We start from the raw sequence: 12,449 nt of genomic DNA, 5'->3' as shown, positions 1-12,449 counted from the left end.
GGTACTTTTTCATTTTTTAAAGTGTATTTGTAGGGGCAAATCACATTTTCCCTGTGATAATGTGTTGATTTTTGGGCTAATATCATTCGCCCCTACACGTCCAAAATTTAAAATACACCTGTAATGAACAACCCCAACTAAACAAATTCCCCAAAAAACTCATCAATATATCCCACAGGCATATCGGCAAGCGTATGTCGCCATTTGGGGCTTTTGTCTTTATCAATAAGTAATGCCCGCACCCCTTCTTTAAAATCGCCGTGATTGACACAATGTGTCGCCACGACCGTTTCCAAATCAAATATTTGTTTTAAAGAAAAATCTTTTTTGGTCGTTTTTAAATCATGATAAATTTTAAAGGTAATGGCTTTTGTGGTGTCCGAGCCATTTTTATAAATGTCTATGGAGGATTTGATAAAGTCATTATCGCCATCATAAGCCATTAGGGCTTTATCAATATCCATCAAATCACCTACATTCATCAGATGATTAATCTCATCAAATGCCTTTGACAATTCACTCTCACCCAATATGGATGTATCATGAGAGTCATTTAAACAGGCGGATAATAAATGATGATTGGTTTGATTGTCCTTAAAATCAATTTGACAAATACGACTTAGCACGTCATCAAATCTATCATGACTGATTGCAAAATCCGCCACGCCAAACGCATGAGCGTCCGCCCCTGTAAATCTTGCTCCCGTTAGCCCCAAAAATAGCCCAACCTTACCTGCCAGATGATTTAAAAAGTAGGACGCACCAGCATCAGGAAACAGCCCGATAGAGACTTCGGGCATTGCCATGAGTGTGGCGGACGTAACGACTTTATGGCTTGACCCGCCAAACAGCCCCATACCGCCACCCATGACGATACCATGCCCCCACGCCATGATAGGCTTGGGATAGGTGTGCATGGCGTGCATGAGTCCGTATTCGTGCGTGAAAAAGTCGTGGGCGGTCGCCCCACTCGCCCCGCCATAGAGTGCCTTGATGTCGCCCCCTGCACACAACCCCTTGTCGCCTGTGCCGTGTAGCACCACGACCGCCACACTGTCATCATTCGCCCATGTATCTAGGTGCGTGCGTGTGGCTTTGACCATGTCTAGGTTTTGGGCGTTTAGGGCTTTGGGGTTGTTGAGCGTGATGATACCGATGTGTTTGCCGTGAGCGGTTGGGGCTAGGCGTGCCAAAATCGTGTCGGTCATGAAAAATTCCTTTTAATGGTTGAAATAAGGATTTAATATAACAAATTTAAACCGTCAAATCAATATTTTTAAATTGAAAAATCACACCAGTTATTTTATAATCTTTTTATCTTTTAAATTATCTTAATCATTGGAAAATATCATGTATTGTTTAATATCCCCTGCCAAGAACCTAGATGAAAAAACTGCCATTCCCTTTAATGTAGACAACCATTTAAGCGAGCCCATACTTATCAATCACGCCATAGAGTTAATGAAAACCCTAAAAAATAAAGACGTGATAGACTTACAAGAGCTTATGGGCGTATCTGCAAAAATCGCCGAATTAAATGTCGTCCGTAACCAAAATTGGACTTATCCTTTTGATGATAATAAAAAGCCTGCAATTTATTTGTTTGACGGCGATGTTTATACAGGGCTTGATGCTTATTCATTAAATACCGATGAGATTTTATATTTAAATCAGCATTTGGGGATTTTATCAGGGTTATATGGCATTTTAAAGCCGTTAGATAATATGCTACCTTATCGGTTGGAAATGGGTACGAAATTAAAAACACCCCATGCCGATGATTTATACGGCTATTGGGGCGATGAGATTACCAATGTGATAAATGACAATATCAAAAATAGTGGTTCTGATGTATTGATAAATCTAGCGTCCAATGAATACTTTAAAGCGGTCAATACCGCCAAAATCAAGGCGGACATTATCACGCCCAAATTTTTAGACCAAAAAAACGGACAATATAAAATCGTGAGTTTCTATGCCAAAAAAGCCCGTGGCATGATGATGAATTTTTGTGCAAAAAATCAAATCACAAACCCCGATGAGCTAAAAAACTTTGATATGGACGGTTATTATTTTGACGAAAAAGCAAGCAGTGATGATGAATGGGTATTTAAACGAGATGAACAGATTTAGCAGTAATTTTTAATAAATTATTTAGGGCGTGTTGAACTTTGGTATTTGCAATGAAAAATGAGAAAAATCGCACGTTTTTCAAGGAAAAAACGCAGGCTGATAGTTATTCTATCAGACAAGTTTTTGACGATGAAAAACAAGATTTAGCCATTTTTCATGCAAAAATTGATAAAAGTGTTAAATTTTCATCTTATTTTATAAGAATGTTATCAATGTTCAACACGCCCTAATTTAACTTAACAATTATTTATTGTAACAACGCAAAAATTACCGCCATTTTGCCCAAAAAAGTGCTAAAATAAGCACGATTTCGGTCATAGTTTTAAGTAAATTTAGTTATTTTATCACGTTAATTTTAGTTGAAAAAAGGTAATTCTTATGGCAAAAGCACCCAAAGAAAAAGACGAAAGCATTGAAGGCAATAAAGAAAAAGCGTTGCAAATGGCATTGGCTCAGATTGAAAAGGCGTTCGGCAAAAACACCATTATGAATCTGGGCGATGAGTCTATCAAGGTAGATGTAGAGACGATTTCCACAGGCTCGCTCGGGCTGGACATTGCTCTGGGGATTGGCGGTTTACCAAAGGGGCGTATCATTGAGATTTTCGGGCCTGAAAGCTCGGGCAAAACCACGCTCACCCTACAAGCGATTGCCGAATGCCAAAAGCAAGGCGGAAAATGTGCGTTCATTGACGCAGAACACGCCCTAGACCCCATTTATGCCAAAAAATTGGGCGTAAATTTGAACGAACTTATGGTATCCCAACCCGACAACGGCGAGCAAGCCCTTGAAATCGTGGATATGCTGGTGCGTTCTGGGGCGGTGGATTTGATTGTGGTGGACTCTGTTGCCGCCTTGACCCCAAAAGCCGAGATTGAAGGCGAAATGGGCGACAGCCACATGGGTCTGCAAGCACGTCTAATGAGCCAAGCCTTGCGTAAAATCACAGGTAACGCCAAACGCTCTAACTGTATGGTGATTTTTATCAACCAAATCCGCATGAAAATCGGCGTCATGTTCGGCTCGCCTGAGACGACAACAGGCGGTAACGCCTTGAAGTTCTATGCGTCTGTCCGCCTAGACATTCGCCGTATCGGTTCGGTCAAGGACAAAGAAGAAATCATCGGCTCTGAAACCCGTGTCAAGGTCATCAAAAACAAAATGGCTCCCCCGTTCCGCCAAACCGAATTTGACATTATGTATGGCGAAGGTATTAACCGCTTGGGCGAGATTGTAGATATCGGGGCAAGCCTTGACATTGTGGGCAAGTCAGGGGCGTGGTACAGCTATGAAGGCTCAAAAATCGGTCAAGGCAAAGCCAATGCCTGTCAATTTTTGGCGGAAAATCCTGCAATCGCCCAAGAGATTGAAGCCAAAATCCGTGAGCTAAAACTTGCCAATGTCGTGCCAGTCGCCCCCAGCGATGATGACGGCGAAGTGCCTGAATATGTAGAAGGCATGGACAACTAATTTTATGGTCAAACCCATAAAAATACAAACCTTAGATGACATTTTAGCAGACATGGGACAACCTGTGTCTGCTAAAACTTTTGATAAAAAGAATAATAATAACAGCGATAAAGCGAACGATAAAAACAACGATACACGCCAACAATCCGATGACAATTTTTTGTCCGATAAACCAAAAAATTTAACCAACACCGTCAAACACTCCTTTAAAAAATCAGTTAAGAACACCCAAAATCCCAACTCCCAAACCGACACACCAACACCCCCACGCAAACGCAAATCCCAAAAAAGCGATAATCAGCCGTCTGCGGTGGATTTATTATTAAAAGACGACAGTCAAACGGTGCTTGATGATAATTCTTTAAAATTATTAAGCCAAGTTGAAATTGAAAAATTACAACTTCCCGACAAAGAAACTCGCTATTTGCGTTGGCTTGCGTTTTATTATTTGTCCAAAAAAGAGCTTTCCCGCCATGAGCTAAAAACCAAACTCATCGCCAAAGACTGCGACCCACAGGCGGTAGATGACTTGCTTGATGAATTTGCCGAAAAAGGCTATCAGTCCGACACACGCTGTGCGACCACGCTCGTGCGTGAAGCGGTACGCAAAGGGCGTGGCGTGCGGTATCTGACAGATAGCCTAAAAAAAGCAGGGCTTGATGTTAAGGCGTTTGGCGGTGTGGACGAGCTGATTGTCATGAGCGATGTGGACAGCGTGGCGGACGGCACGATTTTGGACAATGATAACAAGGGCAATGACAAGGACGATGAGATAGACTGGCTCAAACTTGCCGTAGAAGCTCGCTGTAAAAAATATGGCGACAATATCCCAAAAGACCCAAAAGAAAAAGCCCGCCAACTGCGATTTTTGCAGTATCGAGGCTTTGATATGGGTGTGTGTTTTGATGCATTAAAGATGAATTTGGGGGATTTTGAATAAAGGCAGTTTTAAGCAAAGGTGATTTTGAGCAAAACAGTCAGACCTGCCTATCACGATAATCCATCAATCCCACTCCCACCACTTCCAAAAGCTGTGAATCTTGGTGCGTGGCAACGGTGCGAATGAGTCGTGACGGCGAGTGCGTGAGCGTATTGGTCAGGCGATGAGCGAACTCATCTAACACCGTCATCATGTCATCACCCTGTGCCAGACGGTGTTTGGCATGTGACAGCAGTCTGCTTTTATGCTCGTCCGCCATCATGCGATAATCAGCGATATAACGTCTGGCGGAAAGCAGTTGCATTTGACTCTCAATACTTAGGGTCAGCTGACTGACCATCAGCTCCGCTTCTACCGCTGCTTGTTTTCGCTCTTCTAGGTTACCTGCGATGACATGCTGTAAGTCATCCACCGAATACAGATAGACATCATCAAATCCACCCACCGCAGGGTCGATGTCTCGTGGCACCGCCAAATCCACCAGTAACAACGGGCGATGACGACGCACCTTTTGGGCGTGCTTGACCATCTCCGTACTAATCAGCGTATCCATGCTACCGCTACAACTGCTCACCACATCGGCACGGCTTAGCACCTGCCCGAGACTATCTAGCCCCACGCACTCAACATGCACCGACCGCCCTGCATTTTGTGCCATTTGCACCAGCTCATCTTTGAGCAGTTCGGCACGCTGTGGACTGCGATTGGCGATGATGATGTTTTTCATGCCAAGGCTTGCCACGTTATGAGCGACAAGGCGGTTCATCTCGCCTGCCGCCACCATGAGTAGCGTGGTATTCTCCGGCTTGTCAAATATCTGCGTGACCAGTTTGGCGGTCGCAAACCCTAACGTGACCGCCTGCTGTCCGACCTTACTATCACGGCGGACACTGCGTGCTGACGCAAAAATCTGCTGAGTGAGCCAATGAAAATCACTGCCCACTCCACTCACTGCCTGCGACTGTGACACTGCTTGTCTGATTTGTCCCAGAATCTGTGGCTCGCCCAGTATCATCGAGTCTAGCCCTGACGCCACACGAAGCCAGTGGTTCAACGCACGGTTATTCTCATAAATGTACAAAAAAGGCGAAATGTCATCTAGTGCCACGCCCTTGAACTCGGCAAGCCACGACCGCACCCGCCCCGCCTGCACGCTCACGTCATCATCGTCAGCGACCGCTTGCCACTCATCGTCAAACCCCACATAAATCTCACTGCGGTTACAAGTAGAGACGATGACCGCCCCCGAAACCGACTCATCAAGACGGCGAATGTCAGTAATCGCCTGTGGCAAATCCGAGCCGAACGACAACCGCTCTCGCAGGGCGACAGGGGCGGTTTTGTGATTGACTCCGATGACGGCTAATTTCATGACAGGCTATATTTGGTAGATAAAATAAAACAGACAGATGATGAAACGGATTATTATAACACCATTTGTCAAAAACACACAAAAAATGGGGGTTTTTATGAAACTTTTCAATCAAAACACACACTTTGACAAAATCAATCGTTTTAAATGGGCATTTACCCATGCTAAAATACACCCCACCCCTCAAAACCTAACCGCAAACAATCCTAGGCTAGGACATGATGAGTTTTTTAAAAATTATCATTTTTTTCTCCTTTTATCCTTGAAAAAATCCACCCCATCCCTATTTAGAATAACATAACAATAATAATCATCGTAACCTTTCCTCAACCCACTGCCCCTCCTTCAGTGGGTCTTTTTTTGCCTGTATATAAAATTGACGAATTATTGTACAGATTTATTCTATTGCCACAATACATTTGATTTACACTCAACCAACTTGATATTTACCACGGGTTTGTAGGGGTGTGCTGAGCACACCCTTGATGACATTACCGTGCAGGGCGTACACAGCACGTCCCTACATCCAAACATCATTGCGTTTGTAGTAATTTTAAAGTTTATTGGGTATATGCCAATTTTTTTGGTAATTTTTACATTAAAATTGTTTCAAAACATTGCAACTGTTTGGCATTTCATCTTATAATAAGGCACTTTATCCATCGATTTTTATCATGAGTGCAACGCCAAATATTGAGCGGTCTCATCAGAGAACTAAGCCCACTTATAAAAAACGCGTCATTTTAGTGCTGTGCGTGTTGGCACTTCTGCCCCTTGCCGAGAAAACCATGTCCACGGCACAGGCAGGGGTTTTTGACTCATTGCTAAAAATCCTACTGCCCTTTTATGATGATGACAGCAGTCTTGGCAACGACATCCCGCCCCAAGACAGCGATGAAGACACGCCACAGACGACAGAGCCTGCCTTTGTACCTGTCACCCCATCTACACCCGATGAGCATGGCGAGCCTGACCTGGGCGAGCATGGCGAGTACATCGATGACGGCACTGATAATTATCCACCCAATGCCGACACCGCAGACATCCCCGACATCATCTTTGATGACACCCTAAACACCCATGACAGCACGCCCATGCTTGGCTATCCTGATTTATACGCCCTGCTGTCGGCTGAGTTTGGCGTGGACAGGGGGCAGATTGGTGAATCTTTGACCATTTATAAAGCTGAGAGCTTTACCGCCAATGCCACAGCCGTCTTTGAGCGTGCGTTGGCGTTGTCCATTGAGTACGAAACCCCCAAACAATCGCTTGCCTTTGCTCGGGCGTGGCAACGACAAAACCCTGAACACATCCCTGCATGGTTCTATGTCGCCCATCTTGCCCTAAAAGCAGGCGACTATCATGAAGCAAACACCATGTTGGCGATGATTTTGGATTATGATGAAAAGGCGGATTTGACGGGGATTTTGACGGGGATTTTTCCACAAAACCCTGACGAACAGCGACAGCTTTTTACCGCCTTGCAAAGCATGGAAGACGATAACCCATCGCTGTCAGTACTGCGAGCAGGTCTTTTACTACGCCTACAAGACTACGCCCCTGCCTTGGTTCATGTTAATAGAGCCTTAAAGGATGAGCCTGACAACCTTGCCTTTATCACCCTAAAAATAGACATCCTAAAAGAAAGCGGTCAAGAGTCCGCCATGTGGGCATTTATCCGCCAAAAAGTCAAGGAGTTGCCCACCATCAAAGAGCTACACCTGTACGAGATTCGCCATGAGATAGACATGGGTCAGCTTGGACGGGCGTGGGATTTACTGCAAGTGGCAAACCGTCAAACCAAAGACCCTGACGTCGCCCTGCTGACCGCTTTGGTCGGGCTAGACATCGGCAAATATGAAAACGCCCGTACGGTCTTGACCCCCTTACTTGACGTGCCTGCCTTTAATAGCCGTGCCAATTACTACCTTGCCATCAGCTACGAACGCTCAGGCAGCCTTACCCTTGCCAAAGAGCATTATGAAAAGGTCAAAGACTACGAGCATGTGCTGGACGCTCGTACCAAAGTGGTCGGCTACTATCTTGCCAAAGATGACGTGGACAAAGCGATTGCCACTTTGGTGCGACTGCGTGATGACTTTGAGATTTATGCCATTGACAGCTATCTGCTCCATGCCGAGATTTTGCTACGCCAAGACAAAAAGACCGAAGCCCAAAACCTGCTCACCGTCGCCAATCGTGAATATCCCGATGATGACCGACTGCTCTTTGCCAGTTTTCAGCTTTTGCAAAATGAGCTTAGCGATGATGACAAACGCTTTGCCATCGATAAGCTCTTGGAGCTTGACCGCATGAACCCTGCGTATCGCCTAGCCGACATCAAACTTCGCCTAAGCCAAAACCCCAACGACCTATCAGCACTCGAAGGGGCGATGAGCCTTGCCCAAATCAGCTCGGACGACCCCAATTACGACCCACAGTTACAGCTTGAAGCTCTTATCGTGCTTGGCAATCACGCCCTATCACAGGGCAACTATCGGGCGGTGCTGGACTACCTAGAAATGCCCTATGAAGTCGCCCCCGACCTAAACGCAGGCATTACCCTACTGCGTGCCTACCAAGGGCTTGGCGAGTCCGATAAGGTCAATCGCCTGCTTGCTGACCTACAAAACCGCTTTGCCTTTGGGCAAAATCGGACAGGACAGGAAGTGCAGGAGTATTAGAGTTTGGGAAATGATTTTTGAGATTGTTAATTGACTTGTAAGGGCAACTTGCAATTTACTCCATGTAAAATTAATTTTTGGACAAATAATTCACCCCATATATCCAAATTTTAACATGTATTTTTATTTGGCAATGTCTTATTTAAACAACCTGTAAACAACTGTTAAACAACTTTAAAAAATCTTTTTAACCATCATTCTTCATTAATTCCTTACTCATCATTATTTACCATTTAATCATCAGGACACCCATGAAATTTATCCACCCCCTTATCCTTGCCCTAGTCGCCACAGGCTCGCTCACCGCTTGTCAAACCCTGCCCAAGACCACCCCTGCCATCAGCGAACAGATTCATGATGATGTCCTACGCTTTGCCATCACTGGTAAAATCGGTATCACCACAAACACCGCCAACGGCAAACAGGCAGGCAGTGCTTTTTATAACTGGGGGCAAGAAGATGAACGCTTTGCCATTGACTTAACAGGGGCGTTTGGCATGGGGGCGACCCAAATCCGCTATGACGGACAACAAGCCACACTCACCAACGACCAAGGCGAGATACAGGCAGACAGCCCCGAAGAGTTACTCCAAAAAGCCACAGGTTGGCACGCCCCCATCAGTCATCTGCCCCACTGGATAGTCGGCAAAACCGCCCAAGGCGATACCGACAGTCAGCAGGACGAACAAGGCAGACTCGCCCAAAGCACCAATGATGACTGGACAGCCAGTTTTGAATACCCCAAAAACAGCCCACGCCCAAGCCGTCTTGTCATCAATCACACCGACGGACATCGTGTGGTGATGACCATCGTTTATCCGAATTGATATCATGAGCCAGCTTACTTTATTCTCGCCTGCCAAACTCAACTTGTTCTTGCACATCACTGGCAGGGCGGACAACGGTTATCATCATCTGCAAAGCGTCTTTACCGCCATCGATTTTGGCGACACGCTCTCTTTTCGCACGTCCACAAGTCAGAAGCTTGTGACCTTGATAGGGGCAGATGAGCTGACCGACGACATCAATGACAACCTTATCGTCAAGGCGGTCGAGACCCTAGCCAAGCGTTATCCTGCTTATGCCTCATCCGTCCAAATCATCCTAGAAAAGCACATCCCCACAGGGGCAGGACTGGGCGGGGGTTCGTCCAACTGTGCGACCACGCTCATCGCCATCAACGAGCTGTGGGGACTTCGGCTCTCTGCCGATGAGCTTATCAAGATTGGGGCGAGCCTTGGGGCGGACGTGCCGTTTTTTATTTTTGCCCATTTTCACAAAACCTCCGCCATCGCCACAGGCATTGGCGAGATACTGACCGCCATTGACTTACCCGACTGTGGCTATCTGGTGCTATTGCCTGATGAACATGTCAGCACCGCCACGCTGTTTGGCTGTGATGAGCTCAAACGAGACTGTCCTGTGTACAGCCATCACGCCCTATCGGGTGCCAACTTCTTTGGCGATAATGCCTTGTTTACCAACGTCTTTACCCCGCTGGTACTGGCACGCTCTGCCAAAGTCGCCCATGCCTTTGGCTATCTGTGTGACTTAGAGCATGAGATTGGCACCAAGGCACGCATGAGTGGCACAGGCTCGGCGGTGTTTTTGCCCCTTCCCTATGAGTTAAACGACACCGCCATCAACCGCTTGATAGACAACGCCCCCTGTCCCGCACTATTTGCTCGGGGGCTGTATTAGGGCGTGCCTACCATTGATAACATTTTTATAAAATAAACCCCATTCTCAACTTTACATAAATAATTAATTCATCAAGGGCGAATTGCAATTCGCCCCTACAACCCAAAAAAATAATTATGGGGCAATCAATAAGCCACCATTTTAAATCAATAAATTTCAAGTGCTTAGCAATTTATTTTAAAATTTTAAAAATTAGCCCTTGCATAATTTTAATTTTTCGGTATAATTGTCCGCCTATATAGGGGCGTCGCCAAGTTGGTAAGGCATCAGGTTTTGATCCTGACATCCGTTGGTTCGAGTCCAGCCGCCTCTGCCATTTTTTGTAAATTTTTAAAAAATTTATCACCTTTATAGGGGCGTCGCCAAGTTGGTAAGGCATCAGGTTTTGATCCTGACATCCGTTGGTTCGAGTCCAGCCGCCTCTGCCATCTTCTTTTGGTTGAGAAGAGTAAAAAAGCCAGTTGAAAGACTGGTTTTTTTACGTTTGTTGTTTGTGCAGTGGCATTTTACCGTGTTTGAGTCTTTGCAATGATGGCAAAAAATGGTAAAATAATCTTGCTAACCCCACTGTCCCAACCATAGGATTTTTTCATGTCATATATGGCCGTCTTTTCAGGAAGTGCCAATCCTGAACTTGCCCAAACCGTCGCCAACCATCTTCACATCCCCCTAAGTAAGTCTGACATTACCCGCTTCTCTGATGGCGAGATTGCCGTTGAGATTAAAGAGAACGTGCGTGGTAAAGACGTTTTTATCCTCCAACCAACCTGTGCCCCGACCAACGACCATCTAATGGAAGTGGTGCTACTGGCGGACGCTCTTCGCCGTTCTAGTGCAGGACGTATCACTGCCGTGATTCCTTATTTTGGCTATGCTCGCCAAGACCGTCGCCCCCGTTCGGCTCGTGTGCCTATCTCGGCTCGTGTGGTGGCGGACATGCTGTCCATCGCTGGCATTGACCGTGTGATGGTGGTGGATTTACACGCTGACCAAATCCAAGGTTTCTTTGACGTACCCGTGGACAACCTATACGCCACGCCCGTGCTACTTAGCGACCTAAAACAAAAAAATTATGAGAACATCATGGTCGTCTCCCCTGATGTCGGTGGCGTGGTGCGAGCCAGAGCCGTCGCCAAATCACTGGGCGATGTTGACCTTGCCATCATCGACAAACGCCGTGCCAAAGCCAATGAATCCGAAGTCATGCACATCATCGGCGACGTATCAGGACGTGACTGCATCATCGTCGATGACATCGTGGATACCGCAGGCACACTGTGCAAAGCCGCCCAAGCCCTAAAAGACAAAGGGGCAAAACGTGTGGTCGGCTACATCACGCACCCTGTACTCTCGGGCAAGGCACTAGACAACATCACAAACTCCGCCCTAGATGAGATTGTGGTTACTGACACCATTCCTTTGACCGATGAAGCCAAAGCCTGCTCAAAAATCCGTCAAGTGACCATCGCATCAATGATTGCTGAGAGCCTGCGTCGTATCAACAACGAAGAATCTATCAGTGCGATGTTTGAGTATTAATTAACATCAATGACTTCATTCTCAACTTAAAATGGCAACTCGTTGATTGTTTAATAACTATTTTTGGAGTTGTAGGGGCAAATTGTAATTTTCCCTTGATGAATCAATCACTGATATAAAGTCGAGAATGGGGCATCTATCAAAGCCTTATGGGCAGGCGTGATGACTTTATCCATCAAGCCTGCCCTTTTTGTATTTTCAAAAATAGGAAAATCACACGTTTTTAAAAAGCTGTTAGCCTGTCATCAAATGGGCTATTATGGAATATACACTCTACAAAATGAAAAAGTGCCACGGTTTCCGTAGGGCGTGCCTGCCATTGATAACATTTTTATAAAGAAATGAAAATCCAACACTTTCATCAATTTTTGCATAAAAATGGCTATCCGACCACTTAATCGTGTAAATTTTTAAGATTTTAACTTAATTTTAAAATTAAGTTGTCGGATTGTTTTTCATAATAAAAACTTGTCTGATAGAAAACTCACAGCCTTTATTTTTTTCCTTGAAAAACGTGCGATTCCCCCTTCTTTTTTAAACAGGCATTTTTCATTGCAAATACAAAAGGCAGGCACGCCCTAAAAAAGCATTCCATTAGAAAAATAAAACA

At 45.4% G+C, this 12,449-nt stretch carries 10 protein-coding genes and 2 tRNA genes; 10 read left to right on the top strand and 2 right to left on the bottom strand.

Going from position 1 to position 12,449, the window contains the following annotated elements:
- Positions 1–137 precede the first annotated feature (137 nt).
- Positions 138–1,208 (bottom strand): enoyl-CoA hydratase/isomerase family protein, encoded by a 1,071-nt coding sequence (locus IM753_RS08215; RefSeq protein ID WP_065255812.1) that lies wholly within the window; start codon positions 1,206–1,208, stop codon positions 138–140.
- 142 nt (positions 1,209–1,350) lie between these two features.
- Between IM753_RS08215 and yaaA the strand changes: the two genes are divergently transcribed.
- The 4 genes from yaaA to IM753_RS08195 all read left to right on the top strand — a co-directional run bounded on the left by yaaA (position 1,351) and on the right by IM753_RS08195 (position 4,543).
- Entirely contained in the window at positions 1,351–2,133 is a 783-nt protein-coding gene (gene yaaA / locus IM753_RS08210) for a peroxide stress protein YaaA (RefSeq protein WP_065255813.1), read from the top strand.
- 50 nt (positions 2,134–2,183) lie between these two features.
- On the top strand, positions 2,184–2,363 hold the full coding sequence (locus tag IM753_RS08205) for a hypothetical protein (protein WP_194109069.1): 180 nt from the start codon (positions 2,184–2,186) through the stop codon (positions 2,361–2,363).
- A gap of 181 nt (positions 2,364–2,544) precedes the next feature.
- Positions 2,545–3,603, top strand: coding sequence for a recombinase RecA (recA, locus tag IM753_RS08200; protein WP_065255840.1), 1,059 nt, complete (start codon positions 2,545–2,547; stop codon positions 3,601–3,603).
- Positions 3,604–3,607: 4 nt separating this feature from the next.
- Positions 3,608–4,543, top strand: a complete 936-nt coding sequence (locus IM753_RS08195; protein ID WP_227514684.1) for a regulatory protein RecX — start codon at positions 3,608–3,610, stop codon at positions 4,541–4,543.
- Between the two features lie 37 nt (positions 4,544–4,580).
- Here the strand turns inward: IM753_RS08195 and hemA are convergent, their stop codons facing one another.
- Positions 4,581–5,915, bottom strand: a complete 1,335-nt coding sequence (gene hemA, locus IM753_RS08190) for a glutamyl-tRNA reductase (protein ID WP_065255814.1) — start codon at positions 5,913–5,915, stop codon at positions 4,581–4,583.
- Positions 5,916–6,589: 674 nt separating this feature from the next.
- On the opposite strand from hemA, the gene IM753_RS08185 reads away from it, so the two are divergent.
- The 6 genes from IM753_RS08185 to IM753_RS08160 all read left to right on the top strand — a co-directional run bounded on the left by IM753_RS08185 (position 6,590) and on the right by IM753_RS08160 (position 11,839).
- Positions 6,590–8,599: a hypothetical protein gene (locus IM753_RS08185; protein ID WP_065255816.1), complete on the top strand. Its 2,010-nt coding sequence runs from the start codon at positions 6,590–6,592 to the stop codon at positions 8,597–8,599.
- Between the two features lie 251 nt (positions 8,600–8,850).
- On the top strand, positions 8,851–9,426 hold the full coding sequence (lolB, locus tag IM753_RS08180; protein WP_065255817.1) for a lipoprotein insertase outer membrane protein LolB: 576 nt from the start codon (positions 8,851–8,853) through the stop codon (positions 9,424–9,426).
- A gap of 4 nt (positions 9,427–9,430) precedes the next feature.
- The gene (gene ispE, locus IM753_RS08175; RefSeq protein WP_065255818.1) at positions 9,431–10,300 is read left to right on the top strand and encodes a 4-(cytidine 5'-diphospho)-2-C-methyl-D-erythritol kinase; all 870 of its coding nucleotides are present in this window, start codon (positions 9,431–9,433) and stop codon (positions 10,298–10,300) included.
- 240 nt (positions 10,301–10,540) lie between these two features.
- Positions 10,541–10,616: transfer RNA gene (locus IM753_RS08170), tRNA-Gln, on the top strand.
- A 36-nt stretch (positions 10,617–10,652) separates the two neighbouring features.
- Positions 10,653–10,728 (top strand) — tRNA-Gln (locus IM753_RS08165).
- A 163-nt stretch (positions 10,729–10,891) separates the two neighbouring features.
- Complete coding sequence (locus IM753_RS08160) at positions 10,892–11,839, top strand: ribose-phosphate pyrophosphokinase (protein ID WP_065255819.1); 948 nt, start codon at positions 10,892–10,894, stop codon at positions 11,837–11,839.
- The last annotated feature ends 610 nt before the right edge of the window (positions 11,840–12,449 follow it).

It is taken from the genome of Moraxella sp. K127, assembly GCF_015223095.1.
GTDB lineage: Bacteria > Pseudomonadota > Gammaproteobacteria > Pseudomonadales > Moraxellaceae > Moraxella.
This window is presented reverse-complemented; position numbering and strand designations above follow the sequence as displayed.

Coding starts and splice junctions, on each gene's coding strand:
- hemA (WP_065255814.1), bottom strand. CDS start 5,915: ATGAAATTAGCCGTCATCGGAGTCAATCACAAAACCGCCCCTGTCGCC.
- ispE (WP_065255818.1), top strand. CDS start 9,431: ATGAGCCAGCTTACTTTATTCTCGCCTGCCAAACTCAACTTGTTCTTG.
- IM753_RS08215 (WP_065255812.1), bottom strand. CDS start 1,208: ATGACCGACACGATTTTGGCACGCCTAGCCCCAACCGCTCACGGCAAA.
- IM753_RS08205 (WP_194109069.1), top strand. CDS start 2,184: ATGAAAAATGAGAAAAATCGCACGTTTTTCAAGGAAAAAACGCAGGCT.
- IM753_RS08185 (WP_065255816.1), top strand. CDS start 6,590: ATGAGTGCAACGCCAAATATTGAGCGGTCTCATCAGAGAACTAAGCCC.
- yaaA (WP_065255813.1), top strand. CDS start 1,351: ATGTATTGTTTAATATCCCCTGCCAAGAACCTAGATGAAAAAACTGCC.
- IM753_RS08160 (WP_065255819.1), top strand. CDS start 10,892: ATGTCATATATGGCCGTCTTTTCAGGAAGTGCCAATCCTGAACTTGCC.
- IM753_RS08195 (WP_227514684.1), top strand. CDS start 3,608: ATGGTCAAACCCATAAAAATACAAACCTTAGATGACATTTTAGCAGAC.
- lolB (WP_065255817.1), top strand. CDS start 8,851: ATGAAATTTATCCACCCCCTTATCCTTGCCCTAGTCGCCACAGGCTCG.